This is a genomic window from Micromonospora sp. NPDC005237 (assembly GCF_040607775.1).
Classification (GTDB): Bacteria; Actinomycetota; Actinomycetes; order Mycobacteriales; family Micromonosporaceae; genus Micromonospora.
Window position 1 is genome coordinate 1 of the sequence record NZ_JBEXHJ010000019.1, and the last position, 24,226, is coordinate 24,226.

The following is a 24,226-nucleotide window of genomic DNA, read 5'->3' on the forward strand; positions in this document are numbered from 1 at the left end:
GGTGATGGTCGGGCGTGGAAGTGCACGCTGTGTTATGACCGGTTGGGTGCGGGGATGACGCCGGCGTGTGCGCAGGCGTGTCCGACGGAGTCGATCCAGTACGGGCCCCTGGAGGAGTTGCGGGAGCGGGCGGCGCAGCGGGTGGCGACGTTGCGGGAGCGGGGGGTGTCGGAGGCGCGTCTGTACGGGGAGGATCCGAACGACGGTGTGGGTGGTGACGGGGCGTTCTTTTTGTTGTTGGATGAGCCGGAGGTGTATGGGTTGCCGCCGGATCCGGTGGTGACGACGCGGGATCTGCCGGCGATGTGGAAACGCGCCGGCCTCGCCGCGCTGACGATGGTCGCCGCCACGGCGCTGGCGTTCCTGGGCAGGCGGCCATGACCGACGCGACGCCACCGCACGAGCCGGTCGGCGCCCGGTTCCGCGCGTTCCAGGCCCACCTCGACCAGCCCGACGGGCAGCGCCGGGGTCGGAGCCACGGCGGCGAGCAGCTCACCGTGCCGCCGGCCGACTTCAGCTCCTACTACGGCCGCCCGATCCTCAAACCGCCGGTGTGGAAGCACGACATCGCCGGCTACCTGTTCAGCGGTGGCCTCGCCGCCGGAGGCGCGCTGATCGGCGCGGGAGCCCAACTGACCGGACGCCCCGCCCTGCGTCGCGTGGGCCGCTGGACGGCCCTCGGCGGCACCCTCGCCAGCGCGTACCTGCTGGTGCACGACCTCGGTCGGCCGGACCGTTTCCACCACATGCTCCGGGTCGCCAAGCTGACCTCGCCGATGTCGGTGGGCACCTGGATCCTCACCGCGTTCGGGCCGGCCGCCGGTGTGGCGGCGATCGCCGAGTTCGCGCCCCGGCTCCCGCAGCACGGCGTGCTCGGCCTGGCCCGCCGGCTCGCACCCTCCGTCGGCGACGTCGCCGGCCTGGCCGCCGCGGCCACCGCCCCGGGGCTGGCCACGTACACCGGAGTCCTGCTCGCCGACACCGCCGTGCCGGCCTGGCATGACGCGCACCCCTTCCTGCCGGTCGTCTTCGCCGGCAGCGCGCTCGTCGCCGCGTCCGGGGTCGGCCTGATCGCGGCGCCGGCCGCGGAGACCGCCCCGCTGCGCCGCCTCGCCCTCGCCGCCGCGACCGTCGAGGCGATCGGCGGTCACCGGCTGGAGCGGATGGGACTGACCGGCGAGCCGTACGTGCGCGGCCGCAGCGGCCGGCTGGTCAAGGGGGGCCGGGCACTGCTCACTGTGGGCACTGCCGCGGCCTTGTTCAGCCGGCGCAGCCGGGTCCTGTCGGTGCTCTCCGGCGCGGCCCTGGTGGCCTCGTCGGTCGCCACCCGGTTCGGGATCTTCGAGGCGGGCAGGGTGTCGGCGCGCGATCCGAAGTACACAGTGGTACCCCAGCGGGAGCGCCTCGCCGAGCACGGGCCGACGGTGCACGACGGCCGCCGCTGAGCGCGTCGCGCACGGGCAGCGCCCTCGCGGGGTACTGCCCGTGCGCGACGCAGCCCGGGCGTCGCCTCAGCCGGTGAACAGCTTCGCGGCCGTGATGACGGTCTCGACGATGCCGTAGCCGAGCAGCGCCGCGACGAGCAGCCAGGACAACCAGAGCCGCCCGGTCTGGCCGCCGACGTGCTCGGGCACCGGTGGCCTGCTCTGCGGGCCGAGGGCGACCGGCTCGGTGACGCTGGCGCGCGCCACGGGCGAGGTCGGACCCCGGTCGGGCTCGTGGAAACGGTCGGGCACGGCGCGGACCAGCAGGTTCGCGACGAAGCCGATGGCGAGCACGCCGACCATGGTGAACAGCGCGGGTCGGTACGCCGACGCGGTGAGCGTCCCGGGCTTGCCCTGGCTGTCGAGGATCCCGTTGACGATCAGCGGGCCGGCGACACCCGCCGCCGACCAGGCGGTCAGCAGCCGGCCGTGGATGGCGCCGACCTGGAAGGTGCCGAAGAGGTCCCGCAGGTACGCGGGCATGGTGGCGAAGCCGCCGCCGTAGAAGGAGATGATCAAGGCGGCGATCAGCACGAAGACGGCGGTCGCGGCGTGCCCGGCCACGGCGAGCAGCGCGTAGAGCACCATGCCGACGCCGAGGTAGACCATGTAGATGGGCTTGCGGCCGATGAGGTCGGACGTCGTCGACCAGATGAACCGGCCGGCCATGTTGAACAGCGACAGCACACCCACGAAGCCGGCCGCCGCCGACACCGAGACAGCGGTGGAGCCGTTGTCCCGGAAGAAGTCCTGGATCATCGGGCTGGCCTGCTCCAGGATGCCGATACCCGCCGTGACGTTGCAGAACAGCACGATCCACAGCAGCCAGAACGAACGGGTCCGCACGGCGTTGGACGCGGACACGCTCGCCCTCGTCACCAGCGACCGGGTGGCGACGCGAGCGGGGTCGAACCCGGCGGGCCGCCAGTCCGGCGGAGGAACCCGGACGTTGAACGGGCCGAACATCATGATCACGAAGTAGCCGATGCCGAACGTGACGAAGAGCCCCACCAGCGCGGACCCCGACGCCACGGCGGCCGGGTTGGCAGGGTTGTAGTCGGGGTCGTAGAGCGACAGCAACTGACGCGCCAGCGGGCCGGCGACCAGGGCGCCACCGCCGAATCCCATGATCGCCAGACCGGTGGCGAGACCCGGCCGGTCCGGGAACCACTTGATCAGCGTGGAGACGGGCGAGATGTAGCCGATGCCCAGCCCGATGCCGCCGATGACGCCGTAACCGAGGTAGAGCAGCCAGAGTTGCTGGGTCGCGATGCCGAGCGCGCCGACCAGGAACCCGGTGGCCCAGAAACAGGCGGAGACGAACATGGCCCGGCGGGGGCCGTTGCGCTCCACCCACCGGCCGCCCACCGCCGCCGACGAGCCCAGCATGACGATGGCGATGCTGAAGATCGCCCCGATCGCCGTCTGGCTGACGTCGAAGTGCGCGATGAGGGAGTTCTTGTAGACGCTCGTCGCGTAGACCTGGCCGATGCAGACGTGCACGGCCAGCGCCGCGGTCGGGATGAGCCAGCGGCTGTATCCCGGGGGAGCGACGGTGTGCCGAGGGTCGAATACCGACAGCATGGGCTCCGCACCTCCTGCGGCTGAGTGGGCAGGCGGCGAGGCGGAGCTGTCCGGAGCCCTCGTACCGTCGCATTGCCCACTGGGCGGATTCCGCGCGCGCCCGGATGACGCCGGGCCGGGGAATCGCACCTGACTCCCGGCGGATGACCGAGCGGCTTGCGCCGCCACCTGGCGGCCCGACGCGCGTCCGGCGTTCGCCGTTGATCGGCTGTAGCTCACGTTACGTGGTCGCCGGACCGCGGCTCGCGATTACGGGAAAACGGGCTGGTCCGGCTCGTCGCCTGTCGGCGCGGGCCAGGGTGGAGGTCCCACGCCGGTGATCCGCACACCACCCCAGGCGTCGACCTCGGCCAGCCGGGCGGGCCGGGCCCGGTCGGCGATGCGAAGCTCGACGTCGCGCCGACCGGAGCGCAGGAGTCCGGCCACCCTGGGCTCGGGCTCGATCCGGCCACTCCAGTGGTAGCGGCCGTCGACCGGCTCCCACCGACCGCTGAGGTGCACCCGCACCGGGGTGCCCGCGACGCTCGCCGGGCCGTGGTAGCTCACGGCACGATGCGTTCGTGCGCGCGGGTCAGCTCGCGCGGCAGGTCGGCGCTGGCGCGGACCCCCTGGATCCCGCTCCACAGCAGCGTGGTCAGGTAGTCGGTGAGGGCCGCGCGGCTGATCGGCTGGCCGCGGGTCGTCCACCAGTCGCCGACCGCCTGAACGAAGCCCACCAGGCCGTACGCCCAGGGCTCCGCCGGGCCGGCGTCCAGGCCCAGGGCGCGGAGCCGGTCGCCGATCACGCGGGCCAGCCCGGCGGCCACCTGCCGACTGGTCCCGGAGACGACCTGGTGGATGCCGGGGTCACCGGACCGGTGGATCAGGAACCGGTAGAGCGTCGGCTGGGACTCGATGACGCCGAGGTACGCGTCGATCGTCGCCTCGACCAGGTCGCGCTCCTCGCGGACCCGCGCGATGGCCGGAGCGATCGTGTCGACGACCTGGGCGGACAACCGCTCGCTCACGGCGACCCAGAGCTGCGACTTGTCGGCGAAGTACCGGTAGAGGACCGGTTTGCTGACGCCAGCGGTGGCGGCCACCTGCTCCATGTCGACCTCGGGGCCGTGCCGCAGCAACGCCTGCACGGCCGCACCGACCAGCGCCTGCCTGCGCTGCTCACGGTGGTTGGCCCAGCGGTCCCGGCGGCCGTTGCCCGTCGCCGTTCGACCGTCGCCGGTGGACGCGGCCGGCGGCTGGGGTCCATTGACATCGTTGCGTGGCGCTTGCATGCTACTACAGGTAACAGTTACTGCCAGTCACGTCAATGTGGAGGAGTCATGGAGGCGGCGGAACCCGAGGACTCGGCGGTCGCCGAACGGCTGCTCACGTCGTCGCTGCGCACCAGCTACGACCCGGTGGTCGAGATCGACTGGGACGCGCCGCACACCCCGGGCGCCTACTGGCTCCCGCCGCACCGCAGCAGCCTCTACGGCACGGCGCTCTGGTCGGGCCTCAGCGAAGAGCAGCGCGTCGAGCTCACCAAGCACGAGGTGGCCAGCACGGCCAGCGCCGGTCTGTGGTTCGAGACGATCCTCATGCAGATGCTGATCCGGCACTACTACGACGCCGACCCGACCAGCCCGCGCGCCCAGTACGCGCTGACCGAGGTCGCCGACGAGTGCCGGCACTCGATCATGTTCGGTCGGCTGATCGAGGCGATGGGCTGTCCCGTCTACCGGGCGGACCCGTTCGACCACCTGCTCGGCCGGTTCCTCAAGGCGACCGCCAGCGGCCCCCGGATGTACGCCGCGATCCTCGTCGCCGAGGAGATCCTCGACGCGTTCCAGCGCGAGATCATGGCGGACGAGTCTCTTCAGCCGCTCATCCGGATGGTCTCGCGCATCCACGTCGTCGAGGAGGCGCGACACGTCCGGTTCGCCCGCGACGAGCTGGCCCGCCAGGTCGCGGCTGCCGGACCGGTCGGCATGGCGTACGCCCGGCTGCTGGTCGGTCGCGCCGCACACTCGATCGCCAACCGTCTCGTCCACCCCGACGCGTACGCGGCGGTGGGTATCCCGCCGGCGGTGGGCCGGGCCGCCGCCCGCGCCAACCCGTACTGGCAGGCCACGCTGCGGTGGTCGGCGGCCCGGGTGCACGACCACCTCGCGGGCGTCGGGCTGGTGGGCGGCCCGGGGCGGCTGTTGTGGGCCCGGGCGGGGCTGATCTGACGGCCGTCGTCCGGCCGGGGTGCGGCGTCGACGGGTCTGCCGGCGGTGCGGGGCGGCCGGACGTGGCGATGAACTGCCCACATCAGGCAGCCGTCAGGCACGCCCGATCCGCGGCTCGTGCCGGCCGGTGAGGCGCAACCCGACACCGCGTACGGCCTCGATCGTGGCACCGGCGCCGAGGTCCCGCAACTTGCGTCGCAGCCGCTTCACCAGCGACTGCACGTCCGCTCTGCGCTCGCGCCCCTCGTCGTGCCAGACCGACCGGTGCAGCTCGGCGTAGCTCCAGATCCGGACCGGCTCGGTGATCAGGCAGGTCAGCAGGTCGTGTTCCAGTCGGGTCAGGTCGACCTCGCGACCCCCGTACCGTGCGGTGGACCGGGCCGAGTCGATGACCAGGGCCGGGCCGGGCTCGACGGTGGGCGTCGGGGTCGACGGTGGCTCGCCGAGCGGGCCGGCCCGTTGCTGCGGGATCGCGATCAGCCGGCGCAGCTCGTCGAGGTCGGCCACCAGCAGCAGCGGCGCGATCCCGTCGAGGCGCTCCGCGAGCCGGATGCGCTCGGTCGGCGACGGCGTCACCGCGATCAGCAGCGGAAACGGTTCGTCGGCCGGATCAGCCCCGTCCACCGCCGTCTCGTCGTCCTCGGCCACCACACCGCCCGGGATCGATGGGCTTCCCTGCCCAGTTATCGTCATGGTCCTGACAATGATTGGCAAGCGCGCCGCCAGCAGGGCAACCGTTAGCGACAAGTTGCTCACAGCAAGTTCTTGATCGTCCTTTCCTCTCGATCATAGTGTCCACTCGGGCAACCGGCGTGACCCGCGCGGTGCATGGGGAGGCATGAGGGGTCCGTTCGCTCGGTTCCGTCGAGCTGGATCTCGCGCACTCCTCACCATGGCCCATAACACCCCTGGGTCGTTCTGAGGGAGGCAGCACCGATGTTCAGACGTCCACAATGGAGACGCACGGCCAGATCGCTGGTCAGCGCCAGCGCGGCGATGATCCTCGCCGCCACATGCCTGGCCAGCGTCGGCTCCGGCGCGCAGGCCGCGCCCGGTTCGTTGGGAGCGGGCACCGCCGCCGGGGACAAGATCCGACCGGAGCTCGCCCGCCAGCTTGAGGCCAAGAGCGCAGGGGACTTCTGGATTCGGTTCAAGGACCGGGCCGACCTGAGCAAGGCCAGTGCCATCAAGGACTGGACGAAGCGCGGCGCGGCCGTCGCGCAGACGCTGCGGGAGACCGCCGCCGCCAGCCAGGGCAAGATCCGTGCCGAACTCGACAGCTCGGGTACGAAGTACCAGACCTTCTGGGCCACCAACGCCATCAAGGTGAACAGCGGCTCCCTGGCGATGGCGCAGAAGTTCGCCGCCCACGCGGAGGTCGAGGGCCTCTATGCCCCGGTCGCCTACAAGCTGCCGGAACTCACCAAGGGAACCGACGAGAAGACCGTCAACTCCGTGGAGTGGGGCGTTGCCAACATCAACGCCGACGACGTCTGGTCCCAGTACGGCGTCACCGGCGAGGGCGTCACCATCGCGAGCATCGACAGCGGTGTGCAGTACGACCACCCGGCGTTGGTGAACTCCTACCGCGGCAACAACGGCGACGGCACGTTCGACCACAACTACAACTGGTTCAACGCCGCCGGGACGTGCGCCGACGCACCCTGTGACGACGACGGCCACGGTACGCACACCATGGGCACCATGGCCGGCTCCGCCGGCGCGAACCAGATCGGTGTCGCGCCCGGGGTCAAGTGGATTGCGGCGAACGGCTGCTGCCCCACCGACGCGGCGCTGATCGAATCCGGTCAGTGGATGCTCGAACCGACCGACCTGAGCGGTCAGAACCCGGACGCCGGCAAGCGGCCGAACATCATCAACAACTCCTGGGGCACCCGGGAGCCGTCCAACGAGCCCTTCATGGAGGACGTGACGCTGGCCTGGGCCGCGTCCGGCATCTTCGGGGTGTGGTCCAACGGCAACAGCGGGCCGGCGTGCCAGACCAGCGGCTCACCGGGAAGCCTCGCCAGCAACTACTCGACGGGCGCGTACGACGTCAACAACACCATCGCCAGCTTCTCGGCCCGGGGCACCGGGCAGAACGGCGAGATCAAGCCCAACATCTCCGCTCCGGGCGTGAACGTCCGGTCGAGTGTTCCCGGCAACGGGTACGGCACCGCCAGCGGCACGTCGATGGCCGCCCCGCACCTGGTGGGCGCGATCGCCCTGCTGTACTCGGCGGCGCCGTCGCTGATCGGTGACGTCGACGGGACCCGTGCGCTGCTCAACGGCACCGCGATCGACAAGGCCGACGGCCAGTGCGGCGGCACCGCCGCGGACAACAACGTCTACGGTGAGGGCCGGCTGGACGCCCTCGCGCTGCTCAACGCCGCCCCGACCGGCGATGTCGGGACCCTGGCCGGCACGGTCACCGACGCGGCCACCGGCGCACCGATCGCCGGCGCGACCCTGACCCTCACCGGTCCGACCTCGCGTGAGATCACCACCGGCGCCGACGGCACCTACTCGACCCAGGTCCCGACCGGCGACTACCAGGTCGTCGTGTCGGCATTCGGCTACGGCAGCACCACGAAGTCCGCGACGGTCGCCAACCGCGCGACCACGACGCTCAACGTCGCCCTGACGGCGGTGCCGCGCGTCAACGTCACCGGCGCGGTCACCGACGGCTCCGGCCACGGCTGGCCGCTGTACGCGAAGGTGACCGTGAGCGGCCCGTCCGGCGTCTACGACTACACGACGCCCTCGAACGGCCGATACAGCATCACGCTGCCGGCCGGGCAGACGTACACCCTGAGGTACGAGTCGCAGTACCCGGGCTACCAGACCGTCACCAAGGAGGTCGTGGTCGGCACGCGCAACGTGACCGCCAACGTCGCGGTGCCGGTGAACACCACCACCTGCACGACGGCGCCCGGCTACACGTTCGGCTCCGACGGCGAGTACGAGACCTTCGACGCGACGACCACCCCGGCCGGCTGGACGGTGGTGGACAACGCGGGCAGCGGTCAGGTCTGGAAGTTCACCGACGACGGCGGCCGGGGCAACCTGACCGGTGGCACCGGCAACTTCGCGATGATCGACAGCGATGACTACGGCGCGGGCACCAGCCAGGACACCTCCCTGGTCAGCCCGGTGGTCGACCTGACCGGCGTCACGGCCCCGGTCATCCGGTTCAACCAGGACTTCAACCAGCTCAACGACGACACCGCCGACGTCGACCTGAGCATCGACAATGGCGCGACCTGGACGAACGTGCTCCGGCAGGAGACCGACGTCCGGGGCCCGAAGCTCACCGAGATCCCGATCCCGCAGGCGGCCGGCAAGGCGCAGGTCCAGGTGCGGTTCCACTACTACGACGCCTCGTACGAGTGGTGGTGGGAGGTCGACAACGTCCTCATCGGCAGCCAGGTCACCTGCGTGCCGGTCGACGGCGGCCTGGTCGTGGGCAACGTCCGCGACAAGAACGACAGCAGCTACGTCAACGGCGCCACCGTCACCAGCAACGACCGGCCCGCCGAGAAGGCGGTCACCGTGGCGACCCCGGACGACCCGGGACTGCCCGACGGGTTCTACTGGATCTACTCGACGCTGACCGGCACCCACAAGTTCACCGCGACGGCCGGCAACTACGTCAGCCAGAGCAAGCAGGTCGACGTCGAGCCCGACTGGGCCACCGCCGCGAACTTCGTCCTCGCGGCCGGCCGGTTGTCGGTGACGCCCACCCAGGTGAGCGCGACGGTCCAGATGCCCAACGGGAAGGCCACCAGGACGTTCACCGTGACCAACACCGGCGGAGCGCCGGTCGAGGTCGGCTTCGGTGAGCGGGACAACGGCTTCGAGCTGCTGCGGGCGGACGGTTCCCGGGTGACCCGGCAGCAGGTGCTCGGCGCGGCCGGCGCACCGGAGCAGCGGCTGAGCGCCCCGACGTCGTTCGCGGCCCGGGCGTCCGGCAAGGCGACGTCGGCGACCGCCGCCGCGGCCGGCCCGCAGGCCGCTCCGTGGACGGACATCACCGACTTCCCGACCAACATCATGGACAACCGGGTGGTCACCCTGGACGGCAAGGTCTACTCGATCGGTGGTGGCGACGGGAGCGCCTCCACCGCGAAGACCTACGCCTACGACCCGGTCGCGCAGACCTGGACGGCGGCAGCCGACCTGCCCGGCGCCCGCAACGCGCTGACCGTGGGCGTGGTCGGCGGGAAGATCATCGCAACGGGCGGCTGGGGCGCCGAGGGCCCCGACGCCGCCACCTGGTCGTACGACCCGGGGGCCAACAGCTGGACCGAACAGGCCGACAACCCGGCGCCGCGGTCCGCGGCCGGGCAGGCGGTCGTCGGTGGCAAGCTCTACGCCGTCGGCGGCTGCACCACCTCGGCATGTCTGCCGATGTCGAACACGGTGGTCCGCTACGACCCGGGCACCGACGCCTGGGAGACGCTGGCGAACTACCCGAAGTCGGTGGCCTTCGCCTCCTGCGGCGGGATCGACGGCGTTCTCTACTGCACTGGCGGCAACGACGGCACCGCGGCGCAGAAGGCCAGCTACGCCTACGACCCGGGTGCCAACACGTGGACCGCCATCGCCGACGCGCCGACGGACAACTGGGCCAGCTCGTACGCGGTGGCCAGCGGCAAGCTCCTCGTCGTGGGCGGTTCGCAGGGCGGCGCCATCAGCAACGCCGGCTTCGCCTACGACCCGGCCACCAGCTCGTGGTCGAACCTGCCGAACGCCAACACCGCCCGGTACCGGGGTGGCGCGGCGTGTGGCTTCTACAAGATCGGTGGCTCGTCGGGCAGCTTCAACGCGGCGCCGGACAGTGAGGTGCTGCCGGGCTTCGAGGGGTGCGTCGAGGCGGCGGCCGACGTCAGCTGGATGACGATCGACAAGTCGACGGTCACCCTCGCGCCGGGTGAGAAGGTCACGGTCACCGTCGGGATGACGGCGAACGTGGACCAGCCGGGCACCTACTCGGGTGCGGTCACGATCAAGGAGAACACGCCGTACTCGGTGGCGCCGGTGGCGGTGACCATGACGGCGACGCCCCCGAAGACCTGGGGCAAGCTGATGGGCACGGTGACCGGGACCAGTTGCCAGGGCGCGACCTCGCCGATTGCCGGCGCGGTCGTCCAGGTCGACTCGTGGGCGATGTCGTGGACGTTCGCGACCGACAGCGCCGGCAAGTACGCCTACTGGGTGGACCGTCGGAACAACCCGCTCACCCTGATCGTCGCCAAGGACGGCTGGAAGCCCCAGACCCGTCAGACGAGGATCGACACCGCCACTCCCGCGGTGGAGAACTTCGGGTTGGCGCCCATTCGGTGCTGACACCTGAGCGGTAAGCGGTAGCGCATCGATCCGGCCCGCCTGGTCCTCGACCAGGCGGGCCGGACCGGCCTCCGCGACGGTCGGGCGTGCGCTCAGACGGGCGCGAGCCGGAAGCCGACGCCGCGGACCGCGTGGATCGTGGTGGCGGCGTCGAGCCGAGCGAGCTTGCGACGCACCCGGCGAACCACGGAGTGCATGTCGGACCCGCGGCCGAGGTGCCGGTTGCCCCAGACCTCAAGGTGCAGTCGCTCGTAGGTCCAGACCTGCCCGGGGGCGTCGACCAGGCAGAGCAGCACGTCGTGCTCCAGTCGGGTCAGGTCGATCTCCTGGTCGCGCCAGCGCAGCACCCGGCGGTCGGAGTCGACGCTCAGACCCGGCGGCGGCTGCGGGCTCGGCGCCACCTCCGCGAGCACGGTCTGGACGGGGGGAGGTGCGTCGGGGGGAATCTCGACCACCCCGAGGAACTCCCGCGCCTGGTCCACGTTCGAGACGATCAGGAAGGCGTCGGTCCCGCCGAGCAGACGGGCCAACTGCCGACGCTCAGCCGGCGAGGACGCGATGCCGATGACCAGCGAGGCGACCGGAATTCCCTGCATTGCCCAACCCCTTCCGGTTCCCCACGATCACTCCGGATGGTTTTCGCACCGCCGAGGACGACCATCGATCGGCGTCCCGACCCTAGTGGTGGCTCGTCTCGGCTGGGTAAAACATAGTTGCATGTAAGCATGTGAATGAGGCCTGACGTCACGGTCGTGCGGACGGCTTGGCGACAACAAGGGCTCGGCGGGGGTTTCGGAGAGCGGGATCGCCCGGTTTTTTCCAGTGGTGACCGGCGGTTGTGACAGAACGAAGACAATCCACGGACGGCGTCCGGACCTGGCGGGCCGAGCATGGTCGACATGTCTCACGGATCGTCGTACCCCATCGGTCGGTCCTCGCCCGACCCCGCGCGGGCGCTGCCGTCCGGCCACGTCGCCGCGCCGCCGGGCCTGCGGCTGCTCGGAGCGGCTGCCGGTTTCCTGCTCGCGCTGGGCCTCACCGGCGTGCTGTTCGTGTGGACCGACCGGGGTCAGTGGATCGACGGGCTGCTCCTGCCGCGTGCCGAACGGGGTGGCGGATACGAGCAGCCCAGCGATCTGTTCGGGCCGGCGACGGTCGTCCTGCGGCACTTCGGCCGGCCGACGCTGCTCGCCGCCCTGCTCGGCGGAGTGCTGGTGGTGGGTCTGCTCGGTCGCCGGCTGCTGGCCGGCGTCGTGGGAGTCGGCATGGTGCTCTGCGCGGTCGCGGCGGCCGGTGCGGTGAAGGCGGCACTGCCCCGCCCGGACTTCGCGATCGAGGGCTCGACCACCCACAACAGCTTCCCCAGCGGCCACGTCGCGGTCGCGACGGCTCTGGTGCTGGCCTATCTGCTGGTCCTACCGGGCTGGGCCCGCCGGTGGTTGGTCGTGCCGGGCGCGGCGGGTGTCTCGGTGATCGGCGCGGCCACCATGATCGCGGGCTGGCACCGGTTCAGTGACGTGCTCGGTGGCGTCCTGCTGAGTGTGGCGCTGTTCTGCCTGGCCGCGGCGACGCTGACGATCCGACGGGGCGGCCACGCGCCGCGCCCGCCTGCCACGCCGGTCGCCGGTCGCGCCTGGCGCGCGTTCGCCGAGGGGGTGGTGGGGTTGATCGTGCTCGGCTGGGTTGTTCGGGTGCTGCTGCCCGGTCTGGCCGCCGCGCTGCCGTGGGGGCCGCTCGTGGCCATCCTGGCGGCGGCCGGGCTGACGGTGCTGGCGGTGGGCGTGGCGGTGTTCCTGGTGCGGTCGGTGGAGTTCGCCGAGCCGGTGGATCCGCGGCAGCGGCGGCCGGCCCACCCGGGGGCCATGGAGCGCCTGCTGGCGACGGACAGCCGGACGGCAGGGCGCTGACGGGTCGATATCCGACCGCGAGACATCGACCAAAGGCGAGCAATTCTCATGATGGGATACTGGACGGCATGCCACAGGTCCTGCTGATCGAAGATCACCAGACGGTCCGCGACGGACTGCAGTTGGCGCTCACCCGGCAGGGCCACTCGGTCGTCGCCGTGGCGACCGGCGAACAGGGGTTGGAACGACTGCGGAGCGCGGCGTCCGACGTGGTGGTCCTCGATCTCATGCTGCCGGGTATGGACGGGTTCGAGGTGTGCCGCCGGATCCGGCAGCAGGGCGACCTGCCGATCATCATGCTCACCGCGCGCAACGACGACATGGACGTGGTTGCCGGTCTGGAGGCGGGCGCCGACGACTACGTGGTCAAGCCGGTGCAGGCCCGAGTGCTCGAGGCGCGCATCCGGGCGGTGCTGCGACGCACCGGCGGCGACCCGCGGCGCCCCGGCCCCGAGCGACCCGGGCTGCACCAGCACGGCGCCCTGACCATCGACCGGGCCGCGCTGGTGGTCAGCAAGGACGGGGCACCGGTCAGCCTGGCCCCGACGGAGCTGCGGCTGCTGCTCGAACTCGCGCACACGCCAGGCCAGGTGCTCAGCCGCCAGCAACTGCTGGGGGCCGTGTGGGAACACGGATACCTGGGCGACTCGCGGCTGGTGGACGCCTGCGTCCAGCGGCTGCGCGCCAAGATCGAGGACGAGCCGTCGGCGCCGGTCTACATCCAGACGGTACGCGGCTTCGGATACCGGTTCGGGCCGCTGTGACCCCCTGGCACCGGGCCCGCACCATGGCACTGGGCCTGCGCGTCCGCCTGCTCCTGGCCTTCGCCCTGCTGGGCGTGACCACCACTGCGGTGGTGGCCAGCGGAAGCTACTTCCAGGCCCGGACCGTCATCCTCCAGCAGGCGCAGGACGCGGCGGTGGCGTCGCTGACCGACGAGCTGTCGAAGGTGTACCCGGTCGTCAGTCTGCCGCCGACCCAGGAGGAACTCGACCTGCTGTCCCAGCGCCTCTCCGACCGGGAGGGGGACGCCGTGGTCCGCTACGGGGATCTGTGGGCGCAGAGCGTCGCCGACGAGGCCGACGTGCTCACCCCGGAGCTGCGGCGGGAGGTGGCGGGCGGTCGCATCGCCTGGCAGCGCGTCGATCGCCACGGGAGGCCCGTGCTGCTCATCGGCACGCAGCTCAGGTTCGACCGGTCCGACGGGACGTCCGTGCCATCGGGCGTGGAGGTCTACTCGGTGCGCAGCCTCGCCACCGAGCAGCAGAGCATCGACCGGCTCGCCACGTTGGCGTGGGTGACCGGGGGTCTCTCCCTGATCCTCGCCGTCCTGCTGGCCCTGCTGGCCGCGCAGGGCGTGCTGCGGCCGGTACGGGAGCTGGGCCGCGCGGCACGTCGACTCGGCGAGGGGGACCTGTCCACCCGGCTGACCGTTCGGGGTGTCGACGAACTGGCCGACGTGGCCCGCACCTTCAACGACACCGCCGGAACCCTGGAGCGTCAGGTCGGCGAGCTGCGGCGGATGGAGGCCGACGCGCGGCGCTTCGTGGCCGACGTCTCGCACGAACTCCGTACGCCCCTGGCCGCGATGACGGCGGTCACCGATGTGCTGGACGAGGAGGCGGACCGGCTGCCGGGGGACGCCGGCCAGGCCGCTCGGCTCGTCAGTCAGGAGACGCAGAACCTCACCCAGCTGGTCAACGACCTCATCGAGGTCAGCAGGTTCGACTCCGGCACCGCCCGGCTCGCCCTCGACGACGTCGACGTCGCCGCCGCGGTCAACGCGACCCTGCGGCTGCGGCGGTGGGCCGATCGGGTGCACACGGATCTGCCGTCCGGCGTCGTCGCCCGGCTCGATCCCCGCCGGCTGGACGTCATCGTCGCCAACCTGGTCGGCAACGCCTTCCGGCACGGAACCGAGCCGGTGTCCGTACGCCTGCGCGCCGAACCGGACTGGATCACCATCGAGGTCGCCGACCAGGGGCCGGGCTTGGACCCGGAGGTGCTGCCGCACGTCTTCGACCGCTTCTACAAGGCCGACACCGCGCGGACCCGCTCCGAGGGCAGCGGCCTCGGCCTCGCCATCGCCTGGGAGAACGCGCGCCTGCACCGGCACGCCGGCCAGTCGGGAAGTCTGGTGGCGGGCAACCCCCCCGACTGCGGCGCCGTGTTCACGCTGCGCCTGCCCCGGGTGGCGTCGGAGACCGTGGACGCCGGAGCCGTACGGTGATCCGCGCATGCCGGACGGTGCTGCGCCGACGCGTGGCGCGGACGCTGCTCGCGGGCGGGCTCCTGCTCACCCTGCTCACGGCGGGCTGCGGAGTCCGGCCCAGCGACGTCATCACCGGCCGCTCCGCGGTGAGCGGTCCGTCGGCAGGCGCGGGCCTCTACCTGGTCTCGCACGGCCAGCTGGCGCTGGTCCTGCGCGGGACGAAACCCGGCCTCGCTCCCTCGTCGCCGGCCGAGGCGCTCGCGCTGCTCGCGGCCGGTCCCACCCCGAGCGAGCGGAGGGCGGGGCTCAGCAGCGAGGTGCCATCCGACGCCGCGCCGGCCAAGGTGGCGCCGAGTGTCGACGAGCCCGGCATCACGGTGACGATGCCGGGGGCCGTGCTGCCGCTGTCGACCGTCGCGGCCAACCAGATCATCTGCACCGTGGTGTTCGCCATGCCGGAAAACAGTCCCACCCCGGTCACCCTCGTCGGGCCGGACGGCACCCGCCCAGCCTGGCCCTGCCCGCTCGAGTGACCGGGGCGAACGCCGCTCACACCAGATCGACCGCCCGCGCCGGCCGGGGCAGCCCGGACGAGGTGACCAGAGCACGGTCGACAAGCGCGCCGGCGATCAGGATGTCGAGCAGGGCGGAAAACTCGATCCCGGCCCGCTGCCAGATCTGCGGGAACTGCGACGCGGCGGTGAATCCGGGGAAGGTGTTGACCTCGTTCACGATGGGCTCCGCGCCCTCGCCGGAGAGGAAGAAGTCGACCCGCAGCAGACCTCGACAGTCGAGGGCGTGGAAGGCGCGGATGGCCCGGTCCTGGAGCACCTCGGTGGTGGCCGGGTCGAGTGGGGCGGGAATCTGGAAGACGGCCCCGCCGTCGTACTTCGCGTCGTAGTCGAAGAAGCCGGCGCCGTTCACCCGGATCTCCAGGGGTGGCCCGGCCTGCACCCGGCCGTCGGGATACTGCAGGACGGCGACGTCGATCTCCCGGCCGCGCGCCCCCTGCTCGACGAGCACCTTCGGATCGACCTCCCTGGCCTGCTCAAGGGCAGCGGGCAGCGCCGCCCAGTCCGTCACCCGGACCACGCCCAGGCTGGAGCCGGCCCGTGCCGGCTTGACGAAGACCGGCAGGTCCAGTCGCTGCTGCTCGGCCGGCGACAGGTGCTCCCCGGGCCGCAGGGTCACACCCGGGCTGACCCGCAGGCCGTCCGCGGCGAGGAGCCGCTTGGTGACGCCCTTGTCCATGCCCGCGGCGCTGGCGAAGACGCCGTTGCCGACGTACGGCACGCCGAGCCATTCCAGCAGCGACGCGACGGTGCCGTCCTCGCCGTACGGACCGTGCAGGGCCGGGAACACCACGTCCTGGGCGCGCAGCACCCGTAACGCCTGCGGCAGGGGAGTGGGACGGCCGCCGACGTGCCATCCGCCGTCGGTGTCGATGAGCACCTCGGTGACCTGGTACCGCTCGTGGTCCAGCCCGGCCAGGATGCTCTCCCCCGAGCGCCGCGACACCTCGTGCTCGCCGCTTAGTCCGCCGTACAGCACTGCCAGTCGCGTTGTCATGCGACGTCCGCCCTTTCCTGGAGATGGTCGCGGCCCACGCGGGCCCCGATGCCGGTCAAGATCTCGTGTGGGTTGGTGCCGGCCCAGCGCGCCCACTCGGCGACGGTCGGCGGGGCGACGGTCGGCGGGGTGGCGTCGGCCGCTGCGGGGCCGAGCACGACGACCGGATCGCCGATGGTCACCGGCAGGTCACCCGCGTCGATCACGCACTGGTCCATGGCGATGCGCCCGACGATCGGGCAGCGCCGGCCGCCGAGCCACACCTCGGCGCGGCCCTCGGTGGCCCGGGGCAGCCCGTCGGCGTAACCGAGCGGCAGCAGCGCCAGCGTCGTCGGCGCGGCGGTCACGTACTCCGGCCCGTAGGAGACGCCCGTGCCGGCGGCCACCCGCTTCACGTTGATCACGGTCGTCCGCAGCGTCAGGGCCGCGCGCAGCCCGAACCCGCCGGGACCGACCGCGCCGAACGGGTCGACGCCGTAGAGGGCCAGCCCGATCCGGCAGAGGTCGAAGCGGGTCCGGGGCGCCGACAGCGCCGCCGCCGAGTTGGCCAGGTGCACGAGGTCGGGATCGAGGCCGACGCCCCGGGCGACGTGCAGCGCCTCGGAGAACGTCCGCACCTGACGGGCCAGCCCCGGGGTGCCGGGAACGTCCGCGTCGGCCAGGTGCGACCACACGCCGCGCACCCGGACCGCACCCTCCACCTCGTACTTGCGGGCCCAGGTGACCAGTTCGGGCCAGTCGTCGCGGCCGGCGCCGTTGCGGGTCAGGCCGGTGTCGGCCTTGAGCTGCACCGTCGCGGGCACGCCGAGGCGCAGGGCCGCGTCGGCCACGGCGTGCAGGTGGGTGGTCGTCGAGACGCCGACGTCGACGCCCGCGTTGATCAACTTGTCGAAGTCGTCGTTCGGTCGGTGCAGCCAGCTCAACGTGGGCGCGGTGATGCCCGCGGCGCGCAGGGCCAGCGCCTCGGACACCGAGGTCACCCCCAGCCAGGTGGCGCCGGCGCGCAGCGCGGCCCGGGCGACCGGCACCGCCCCGTGGCCGAACCCGTCCGCCTTCACCACGGCCATCAGCTCGGTCTCGGCGACCGCGGCGACCGCGCGCACGTTGTCGGCGATCGCCCCGAGGTCGATCACCGCCTCGGCCAGCGCGCTCATCCGGCCACCGCCGGGCGACGCGTGCCGGGGAGCGCGAACAGCCAGCGGCCGCGCACCCTCAGCACGCCGCGGTGCACGGCCAGGCTCAGGCCGATGACGAGCGCGGTCAGCAGAATCGGGTAGCCGAGCACGACCAGACTCTGGGCGACCGGGTCCAGCCCGGAGACCGGGGCGGACAGCAGGCGGTGCAGCAGCGCCAAAAGCGGCATGTGGACGACGTAGATGGGCAGCGTGATGCGCCCGAGCGCGGCCAGTCGGTCGCTGAGGGCGGGCCGCCGCGCCAGCCGGGCGGCGGCGGTGACGCCGAACGACACCGCCACGACGGAGACCACCGGCCACACGCCGAACCACCGCTGGGCGCCGGCCGCCGCCATCGCGACGAGCGCGACGGCGTACGCCCCGGACGTCAGCACGAGTCGCCGCCGGGTGGCCGTGGCAGCCCACCGCTCGATCCACGGACGCAGGTACAGGCCGGCGAGGAAGAAGACCAGGTTCTGGTAGAGGCCCGCGCGGTTGCCCGGAGTGGCCAGCAGGCCGGCGGCCGCGACGGCGGACAACACCGCTGCCGGTACGCCGACCAGCAACCGGGGCAGCCGGCGGGTCGCCTTGGCGAGCGTGAAGTAGAGCGCCAGGGCGTACAGGTACCAGAGGTTGGACGGCGTGACCGTGAGCTGCGCCAGCAGGCCGAGAGCGGACGTGGCACGGTCGGTCGGGAAGTCCGGCACCAGGGCGAGGACCGCCGTGTGGATCAGCAGCCACACCGCGTACAGGTAGAGGAACCCGGCGATGCGGCCGCGGGCGACGGTACGCCAGGGCCGCTGCACGGCGTTCGCCGCGAAGACGCCGGAGATGGTGAAGAAGAGCGGCATCCGCAGCGGCAGGAACTGCTCGCCGAGGGTGCCCCACACGCCCGGCACGGGCACCCCGACGTGCCAGTCGATCTGCAGGTAGTCCTTGACGACGACATGCCACGCGACGACGAGGATGATGCACACGCCCTTCGCGGCGTCGGCCCACTGCACGCGCTGTGACCGGGCCGTGGCGGCGCCGGCCTCGGGCCGCCGTCGGTGGCGGAACCGGACGCGCGTGTCGGCGTCGTACCCGTCGGGTCGCGACTCGGTGAAAGACAGCTCCTGGATCACTCAGCAGAAGCTGCCAGCCGGATATCCGCGCCCGATCCACGAATTGTCATGAACCGGTAATGGACTCCGCCGGATCGTCGTACCGGGACCACGACCATCGTGCCGGCGACGCGTTGGGAACCCGGGGAGCGCTACTAGGCTCGATCGCGGAGGTGCCGAACATGAAGCTCGGTCTGCACTACTGGAATTTCTCGACTCCGGCCGATCCGGCCGCCATCGCGCCGACCCTCACCGAGGCGGCGACCATCGCCGACCAGGCCGGCGTGGCCTCGTTCACGGTCATGGACCACTTCTTCCAGATGGAGGCGCTGGCCCCGGCCGAGGAGCCGATGTTGGAGGCGTACACGACGTTGGGCTTCGTCGCGGCGCAGACCCGTCGAATGACGCTCGGTGTGCTGGTCACGGGCGTGATGTACCGCTATCCGGGGCTGCTGGCCAAGACCGTGACGACCCTCGACGTGCTCTCCGGGGGCCGGGCCCGGCTCGGCATCGGGGCGTCCTGGTACGAGCGGGAGCAGCGCGGGCTCGGCGTGCCAGTGGTGCCGGTCGCCGAACGGTTCGAGCGGCTGGAGGAGACGCTGCGGATCTGCCGGCAGATGTGGAGCGACGACAACGGGCCGTTCGACGGGCGGCACTACCAGCTCACGGAGACGATCAACTCGCCCCAGCCGTTGCGCCGTCCGCACCCGCCCATCATGATCGGCGGCAGCGGCGAGAAGAAGACGCTGCTGCTGGTCGCCAGGTACGCCGACGCCTGCAACCTGTTCGGCACGGGCGCCGAGGGGATCGCGCACAAGCTGGAAGTGCTGCGCGGGCACTGCGCCGCCGAGGGCCGCGACTACGACAGCATCGAGAAAACCGTGCTGGCCTCCAAGCCGCCGCTGGAGGATCTCGACGCGTTCCTCGCCGAGGTGTCCGACTATGCCGCGCTCGGCGTCACCGAGGTGCAGGTCACGCCGGACCGGCACCCCGTGGAGTTCGCCCGGCGGCTCGGCGACGAGGTGCTGCCGCGGCTGGCCGACATCGGCTGACGCGGGCGCGGCCGACCCATTGTGAACGGAAGGCCAATTCGCGGTGGAATGCGGGTGCCGCACCCGCCCGGCCGCAACGACAAGGCTCACCCGAATGGCTGCTCCGCCCGCCGGAAATTGTTTTTCCGGCGGCCGGGTGGCACTCGCCGGGCGCCACAGATCTGGAGTTTCTCGGCCCGGGTGAAATGGGGTCGGGTGTGGAAAACGACGATCGGTCGGCTGCTCGCCCACGACGACGAGGGCCGCCCTCCCGCCGAAGCGGGGGACGGCCCTCGTCGGTGACCGGTCAGCCGACCGAGGCGGGGAACCTCTCCCACACCCGGTGCGCGGCCATCAACTGCTGCACCTCGGTCAGCGCCTCGGCGCCCGAGCCGGCGGACACGATGCCCGGGGTGCCGGCCACCCCGGCCTGCTCCAGCACGGTGATGCCGGCGCCCCAGGCGCCGATCGCCTTGGCGTGCCGCCAGCACTCCTCGACCAGGAGCAGCACGCGGGGATCGACGGTCGCCGCGTCCGGCCGGCCGGCCTTGGCGTCGCGGGCGGGCAGCGCGTCCGGTGCGGGCGCCGGCGCCCCGGCCAGCAGGAGCGCGTCCAGCTCGACCGACCGGCCGGTGGCGAAGGTCCGCTGGACGGGCATGTCGCCCACCATGCCCCCGTGCGGGGCGATCAGCAGCGGCACCATGCCGGCCTCGAACACGGCCCGGCGGACCTCGCCGACGCCGTCCAGGTCACCGTCGGGGTCCACGACGATCCCGACCATGCGACCGTCGGCGGGCCATGCCCCGCCGACCTGCGACAGGGCCGGGCTCGGCGCGACGTCGGCCAGCGGCACCGTCGGCTGCGGCGCGGGCAGTCCCAGGCCGGTGGCGACCTGCTCGCACAGCACCGGGTCGATGTTGGCGAGGCACTGGAGCTGGCGCTCCTTGATCGCCTGGTGGTAGCACTTGCCCAGCTCGAAGGTGTACGCCCGGATGATGTGCTCCTTCTCGACCGGCGACATGCTCAGCCAGAACAGGCGTACCTGGCTGTAGTGGTCGTCGAACGACGCTGGGTTGGCCCGAACCTTGGGCGCCTGCGCCACGGTCACCGGCACGTCGAGGAACGCGTTCTCGGCGTCGCCGGCCGGAAAGGGGTTGCCACCGTCGAGCGAGTTCGGCCGGTACGGCGCCACCCCGGCATGCACGGCGTGCTGGTGGAAGCCGTCGCGCAGCATGTCGTTGACCGCGGCGTGCGGGCGGTTGATCGGGATCTGCGCGAAGTTCGGCCCGCCGAGGCGGGTGAGCTGCGTGTCGACGTACGAGAAGAGCCGGCCCTGCAACAGCGGATCGTTCGTGACGTCGATGCCCGGCGGCAGGTGGCCGAGGTGGAAGGCGACCTGCTCGGTCTCGGCGAAGAAGTTCGTCGGCGTCCGGTTGAGGACCAGCCTGCCGATCGGCTGCACCTCCGCCAGTTCCTCCGGAACGATCTTCGTGGCGTCCAGCAGGTCGATCCCGGCGAAGGTCTCCTCGGGAGTGTCGGGGAAGACCTGAATGCCGAGTTCCCACTCGGGGAACGCGCCGGCCTCGATCGCGTCGTAGAGGTCCCGACGGTGGAAGTCGGGGTCGATGCCGCCGAGCAGCTGCGCCTCCTCCCAGGTCAGGGAGTGCACACCGAGCTTCGGCTTCCAGTGGAACTTCGCCAGCACCGTCTCCCCGGCCTCGTTGACGAGGCGGAAGGTGTGCACACCGAAGCCCTCCATCGTCCGGTACGAGCGCGGGATGCCCCGGTCGGACATGTTCCACATGGCGTGGTGCTGCGCCTCGGTGTGCAGCGAGACGAAGTCCCAGAAGGTGTCGTGCGCGCTCTGCGCCTGCGGGATCTCCCGGTCGGGGTGCGGCTTCGCGGCGTGGATGATGTCGGGGAACTTGATGGCGTCCTGGATGAAGAAGACCGGCATGTTGTTGCCGACCAGGTCGAAGGTGCCCTCGTCGGTGTAGAACTTCGTCGCGAAGCCACGGGTGTCCCGGACCGTGTCGGCCGAGCCGCGCGACCCGAGCACTGTGGAGAACCGGACGAAGACCTCCGTCTCGCGCCCCTTCTTGAGGAAGCCGGCCCGGGTCACCGCCTCGGCGGTGCCGTAGGCCGTGAACACCCCGTGCGCGCCCGCCCCCCGGGCGTGCACCACACGCTCCGGAATGCGCTCGTGGTCGAAGTGCGTGATCTTCTCGCGCAGGTGGTGGTCCTGGAGCAGCACCGGCCCCCGGGGCCCGGCCTTGAGCGAGTGGTCGGTATCGCGCAGTCGCGCCCCGTTCGCCGTGGTGAGGTACGCGCCCTGCTGGCCCTTCGCGGTCGCCGGCACGCCGGTCTCGGCGCCGGTCGGCGTACGGGTCTGCGGTTGGCCCTGCTCCGGCTTCGGCGGCAGCGGGTCGTGGGGCGAGGTCGGTTCCTCGACGGGTGGGGGTGCGCTGCCCGGGGCGCCGGGCACCTCGGGCGTCAGAGCGTCGGCGATCTTTTCGGAGGCGGTCTTCACGACGTTCTTGACCGCCTCGGCGGGCTTGCTGGAATCCACTGGTGTGAACCTCTCCATGGAGCGTTTGGGCAGGCCCCTGCACCCCTACCCCTGGTCGGAGGGTCGAAACGCGCAGAAGATCCGATCTGCGGGCGGGACTGGTGATTTCACCGATGCGGGGGCCGAGCGGAGCGGCGAAGACTGACGAACGTCGATATCGCTCGACTCTAGGGAGTGCCCGACGTGTCGTCACCAACCACCACCCGTCCCCGTTCCGCGCCCGCTCGCGCCGTCCGGCTCGCGCTGGCCGCCACCCTGCTCGCCGCCGGTGTCCTCGCCGGACCCGCCCCCGCCCAGGCGGCCAGCCCGTACGAGCGGGGCCCCGCCCCGACCACCGCGATCCTGGAGGCCAGCCGCGGCCCCTTCGCCACCGCCTCGCAGAGCGTGTCCTCGTTGAGCGTCACCGGCTTCGGCGGCGGGGTCATCTACTACCCGACCAGCACCAGCGAGGGCACGTTCGGCGCCGTCGCCATCTCGCCCGGCTACACGGCCGCGTGGTCCAGCATCAGCTGGCTCGGGCCGCGGATCGCCTCGCACGGCTTCGTGGTGATCGGGATCGAGACCAACAGCCGGTTCGACCAGCCGGACAGCCGTGGCCGGCAGCTGCTCGCCGCGCTCGACTACCTCACCGAACGCAGCTCGGTGCGCAGCCGCATCGACAGCAGCCGCCTCGCGGTCGCCGGCCACTCGATGGGCGGCGGCGGCAGCCTGGAGGCCGCCTCGGCGCGGCCGTCGTTGCAGGCCGCGGTGCCCCTCGCGCCCTGGAACACGGACAAGAGCTGGTCCGAGCTGCGGGTGCCCACGCTGATCATCGGCGGCGAGAGCGACACGGTCGCTCCGGTCGCGTCGCACTCGGTGCCGTTCTACACCAGCATCCCGGCCTCGGCCGAGAAGGCGTACCTGGAGTTGAACGGCGCGAGCCACTTCTTCCCGCAGACGGTCAACACGCCGACGGCCCGCCAGATGGTGGCCTGGTTGAAGCGGTTCGTCGACGACGACACCCGCTACGAGCAGTTCCTCTGCCCGGGCCCGAGCGGGTCGGCGATCGAGGAGTACCGCAACACCTGCCCCAGTTACTGAGCGGGTCGGGCCGGGGTGGTCGCCGTTGGCGGCCGCCCCGGTCGCGTCAGCACATCGAAGGTCTTGACGCCGTAACCGAGAAACGTACACTGCGAGTGTAAATAACACCCGCCACGGCAGAGGGATGGGTGATGGAACGCGGGCTCGAACTGCACGGCATCGGCGTCCGTTTCGGCGGCCTCACGGCCCTCGACGACGTCTCGCTGCGAGTGCCACCCAACCGGGTGGTGGGCGTGATCGGGCCCAACGGCGCCGGCAAGACCACGTTGTTCAACGTGATCTGCGGCTTCGTGACGCCCCAGGCGGGTTCGCTCACTCTCGACGGTCGTCCGCTGCGACCACGGCCGCACCGGCTGACCAGACTCGGCATCGCCCGGACCCTGCAGGGGACCGGGCTCTTCGCCGGTCTCAGCGTCCTGGAGAACGTGATGACCGGCGCGTCGCACACCGCCCGCGCCGGCTTCGGGTCGGCGCTGCTCGGGCTGCCCCGCAGCGACCGCGACGAGCGCCGGCTGCGCGAGCACGCCCTGGACGTCCTCGACGACCTGGGGATCGCCCGGCACGCCGACGCCGCGCCGGGCACGCTGCCCTTCGCCGTACGCCAGCGGGTCGCCCTGGCCCGCGCGCTCGCCGCGCGGCCCCGGCTGCTGCTGCTCGACGAACCCGCCGGCGGCCTCGGCGCCGACGACATCGCCGAGCTCGCCGAGCTGGTGCGGCAGCTCCCGCGGCGCGACGCCGACCCGTGCGCGGTGCTGCTCGTCGAGCACCACATGGACCTGGTGATGGCCGTCTGCGACGAGCTCGTGGTGCTCGACTTCGGCCGGGTGATCGCCGCCGGCACGCCGGACGAGATCCGCGACGACACGACGGTCGCCGACGCCTACCTCGGCACCCTCGTCGAGGAGACCTCGTGAGCGCGGGGAGCGAGCGGGATTCGCGAGCCGGGCGGTCGCGAA

The 24,226-nt window shown here is 71.9% G+C and carries 20 protein-coding genes; 11 read left to right on the plus strand and 9 right to left on the minus strand.

Annotated features, from left to right (window positions below; all coding sequences use genetic code 11):
* A partial coding sequence (locus ABZT87_RS30835) for a 4Fe-4S dicluster domain-containing protein (RefSeq protein ID WP_355139928.1) occupies positions 1–381 on the plus strand: 381 nt, incomplete at its 5' end.
* Positions 378–1,445: an NrfD/PsrC family molybdoenzyme membrane anchor subunit gene (gene nrfD, locus ABZT87_RS30840; protein WP_355139930.1), complete on the plus strand. Its 1,068-nt coding sequence runs from the start codon at positions 378–380 to the stop codon at positions 1,443–1,445. The genes ABZT87_RS30835 and nrfD, both read left to right, overlap by 4 nt.
* Positions 1,446–1,511: 66 nt before the next feature.
* Here nrfD and ABZT87_RS30845 read toward each other — a convergent pair whose 3' ends face one another.
* The 3 genes from ABZT87_RS30845 to ABZT87_RS30855 all read right to left on the minus strand — a co-directional run bounded on the left by ABZT87_RS30845 (position 1,512) and on the right by ABZT87_RS30855 (position 4,339).
* A complete protein-coding gene (locus ABZT87_RS30845) occupies positions 1,512–3,068 on the minus strand; it encodes an OFA family MFS transporter (protein ID WP_355066437.1) in 1,557 nt (518 codons plus the stop codon).
* A 249-nt stretch (positions 3,069–3,317) separates the two neighbouring features.
* On the minus strand, positions 3,318–3,614 hold the full coding sequence (locus tag ABZT87_RS30850) for a DUF4873 domain-containing protein (protein WP_355139932.1): 297 nt from the start codon (positions 3,612–3,614) through the stop codon (positions 3,318–3,320).
* On the minus strand, positions 3,611–4,339 hold the full coding sequence (locus ABZT87_RS30855) for a TetR/AcrR family transcriptional regulator (protein ID WP_355139934.1): 729 nt from the start codon (positions 4,337–4,339) through the stop codon (positions 3,611–3,613). The genes ABZT87_RS30850 and ABZT87_RS30855 overlap by 4 nt, the downstream gene beginning before the upstream one ends.
* 48 nt (positions 4,340–4,387) lie before the next feature.
* Here ABZT87_RS30855 and ABZT87_RS30860 point away from each other — a divergent pair, with 48 nt between their 5' ends.
* A complete protein-coding gene (locus ABZT87_RS30860; RefSeq protein WP_354862595.1) occupies positions 4,388–5,278 on the plus strand; it encodes a diiron oxygenase in 891 nt (296 codons plus the stop codon).
* A gap of 93 nt (positions 5,279–5,371) precedes the next feature.
* On the opposite strand, the gene ABZT87_RS30865 is transcribed toward ABZT87_RS30860, so the two are convergent.
* The gene (locus tag ABZT87_RS30865; protein ID WP_355066440.1) at positions 5,372–5,971 is read right to left on the minus strand and encodes a winged helix-turn-helix domain-containing protein; all 600 of its coding nucleotides are present in this window, start codon (positions 5,969–5,971) and stop codon (positions 5,372–5,374) included.
* A 243-nt stretch (positions 5,972–6,214) separates the two neighbouring features.
* Here ABZT87_RS30865 and ABZT87_RS30870 point away from each other — a divergent pair, with 243 nt between their 5' ends.
* A complete protein-coding gene (locus ABZT87_RS30870) occupies positions 6,215–10,627 on the plus strand; it encodes a S8 family serine peptidase (protein ID WP_355139936.1) in 4,413 nt (1,470 codons plus the stop codon).
* 92 nt (positions 10,628–10,719) lie between these two features.
* Here the strand turns inward: ABZT87_RS30870 and ABZT87_RS30875 are convergent, their stop codons facing one another.
* Positions 10,720–11,223, minus strand: coding sequence for a winged helix-turn-helix domain-containing protein (locus ABZT87_RS30875; RefSeq protein ID WP_355139938.1), 504 nt, complete (start codon positions 11,221–11,223; stop codon positions 10,720–10,722).
* Between the two features lie 303 nt (positions 11,224–11,526).
* Here ABZT87_RS30875 and ABZT87_RS30880 point away from each other — a divergent pair, with 303 nt between their 5' ends.
* The 4 genes from ABZT87_RS30880 (at position 11,527) to ABZT87_RS30895 (ending at position 15,279) form a co-directional block, all read left to right on the plus strand.
* Positions 11,527–12,534, plus strand: coding sequence for a phosphatase PAP2 family protein (locus tag ABZT87_RS30880; RefSeq protein WP_355139940.1), 1,008 nt, complete (start codon positions 11,527–11,529; stop codon positions 12,532–12,534).
* Between the two features lie 68 nt (positions 12,535–12,602).
* Positions 12,603–13,298 (plus strand): response regulator transcription factor, encoded by a 696-nt coding sequence (locus ABZT87_RS30885; protein WP_355139942.1) that lies wholly within the window; start codon positions 12,603–12,605, stop codon positions 13,296–13,298.
* Positions 13,295–14,764, plus strand: a complete 1,470-nt coding sequence (locus tag ABZT87_RS30890; RefSeq protein WP_355139944.1) for a HAMP domain-containing sensor histidine kinase — start codon at positions 13,295–13,297, stop codon at positions 14,762–14,764. The genes ABZT87_RS30885 and ABZT87_RS30890 overlap by 4 nt, the downstream gene beginning before the upstream one ends.
* A complete protein-coding gene (locus tag ABZT87_RS30895; RefSeq protein WP_355139946.1) occupies positions 14,761–15,279 on the plus strand; it encodes a hypothetical protein in 519 nt (172 codons plus the stop codon). Before ABZT87_RS30890 ends, ABZT87_RS30895 begins: the two co-directional genes overlap by 4 nt.
* Before the next feature lie 16 nt (positions 15,280–15,295).
* Here ABZT87_RS30895 and ABZT87_RS30900 read toward each other — a convergent pair whose 3' ends face one another.
* From ABZT87_RS30900 to ABZT87_RS30910, 3 genes are read right to left on the minus strand one after another with little or no spacing between them, the layout of a single operon-like run.
* Positions 15,296–16,315, minus strand: coding sequence for a D-alanine--D-alanine ligase family protein (locus ABZT87_RS30900; RefSeq protein WP_355139948.1), 1,020 nt, complete (start codon positions 16,313–16,315; stop codon positions 15,296–15,298).
* The gene (gene alr, locus ABZT87_RS30905; protein ID WP_355139950.1) at positions 16,312–17,469 is read right to left on the minus strand and encodes an alanine racemase; all 1,158 of its coding nucleotides are present in this window, start codon (positions 17,467–17,469) and stop codon (positions 16,312–16,314) included. Before alr ends, ABZT87_RS30900 begins: the two co-directional genes overlap by 4 nt.
* Positions 17,466–18,611 carry an acyltransferase family protein gene (locus tag ABZT87_RS30910; protein WP_355139952.1) on the minus strand — a complete coding sequence of 382 codons (1,146 nt, stop codon included), beginning with the start codon at positions 18,609–18,611 and terminating at the stop codon, positions 17,466–17,468. Before ABZT87_RS30910 ends, alr begins: the two co-directional genes overlap by 4 nt.
* A gap of 161 nt (positions 18,612–18,772) precedes the next feature.
* Here ABZT87_RS30910 and ABZT87_RS30915 point away from each other — a divergent pair, with 161 nt between their 5' ends.
* Entirely contained in the window at positions 18,773–19,642 is an 870-nt protein-coding gene (locus ABZT87_RS30915) for an LLM class F420-dependent oxidoreductase (protein WP_355139954.1), read from the plus strand.
* A 286-nt stretch (positions 19,643–19,928) separates the two neighbouring features.
* On the opposite strand, the gene ABZT87_RS30920 is transcribed toward ABZT87_RS30915, so the two are convergent.
* Complete coding sequence (locus ABZT87_RS30920; protein WP_355139956.1) at positions 19,929–22,190, minus strand: catalase; 2,262 nt, start codon at positions 22,188–22,190, stop codon at positions 19,929–19,931.
* A 183-nt stretch (positions 22,191–22,373) separates the two neighbouring features.
* Here ABZT87_RS30920 and ABZT87_RS30925 point away from each other — a divergent pair, with 183 nt between their 5' ends.
* The gene (locus tag ABZT87_RS30925) at positions 22,374–23,270 is read left to right on the plus strand and encodes an alpha/beta hydrolase (protein WP_354861838.1); all 897 of its coding nucleotides are present in this window, start codon (positions 22,374–22,376) and stop codon (positions 23,268–23,270) included.
* A 131-nt stretch (positions 23,271–23,401) separates the two neighbouring features.
* Complete coding sequence (locus ABZT87_RS30930; protein ID WP_355139958.1) at positions 23,402–24,184, plus strand: ATP-binding cassette domain-containing protein; 783 nt, start codon at positions 23,402–23,404, stop codon at positions 24,182–24,184.
* The last annotated feature ends 42 nt before the right edge of the window (positions 24,185–24,226 follow it).

What these genes read in the sequence shown, in the direction of transcription:
- ABZT87_RS30865 (WP_355066440.1), bottom strand. Translation starts at nt 5,971, where the DNA reads ATGACGATAACTGGGCAGGGAAGCCCATCGATCCCGGGCGGTGTGGTG.
- ABZT87_RS30930 (WP_355139958.1), top strand. Translation starts at nt 23,402, where the DNA reads ATGGAACGCGGGCTCGAACTGCACGGCATCGGCGTCCGTTTCGGCGGC.
- ABZT87_RS30860 (WP_354862595.1), top strand. Translation starts at nt 4,388, where the DNA reads ATGGAGGCGGCGGAACCCGAGGACTCGGCGGTCGCCGAACGGCTGCTC.
- ABZT87_RS30870 (WP_355139936.1), top strand. Translation starts at nt 6,215, where the DNA reads ATGTTCAGACGTCCACAATGGAGACGCACGGCCAGATCGCTGGTCAGC.
- alr (WP_355139950.1), bottom strand. Translation starts at nt 17,469, where the DNA reads ATGAGCGCGCTGGCCGAGGCGGTGATCGACCTCGGGGCGATCGCCGAC.
- ABZT87_RS30875 (WP_355139938.1), bottom strand. Translation starts at nt 11,223, where the DNA reads ATGCAGGGAATTCCGGTCGCCTCGCTGGTCATCGGCATCGCGTCCTCG.
- ABZT87_RS30900 (WP_355139948.1), bottom strand. Translation starts at nt 16,315, where the DNA reads ATGACAACGCGACTGGCAGTGCTGTACGGCGGACTAAGCGGCGAGCAC.
- nrfD (WP_355139930.1), top strand. Translation starts at nt 378, where the DNA reads ATGACCGACGCGACGCCACCGCACGAGCCGGTCGGCGCCCGGTTCCGC.
- ABZT87_RS30885 (WP_355139942.1), top strand. Translation starts at nt 12,603, where the DNA reads ATGCCACAGGTCCTGCTGATCGAAGATCACCAGACGGTCCGCGACGGA.
- ABZT87_RS30880 (WP_355139940.1), top strand. Translation starts at nt 11,527, where the DNA reads ATGTCTCACGGATCGTCGTACCCCATCGGTCGGTCCTCGCCCGACCCC.
- ABZT87_RS30855 (WP_355139934.1), bottom strand. Translation starts at nt 4,339, where the DNA reads ATGCAAGCGCCACGCAACGATGTCAATGGACCCCAGCCGCCGGCCGCG.
- ABZT87_RS30845 (WP_355066437.1), bottom strand. Translation starts at nt 3,068, where the DNA reads ATGCTGTCGGTATTCGACCCTCGGCACACCGTCGCTCCCCCGGGATAC.
- ABZT87_RS30915 (WP_355139954.1), top strand. Translation starts at nt 18,773, where the DNA reads ATGAAGCTCGGTCTGCACTACTGGAATTTCTCGACTCCGGCCGATCCG.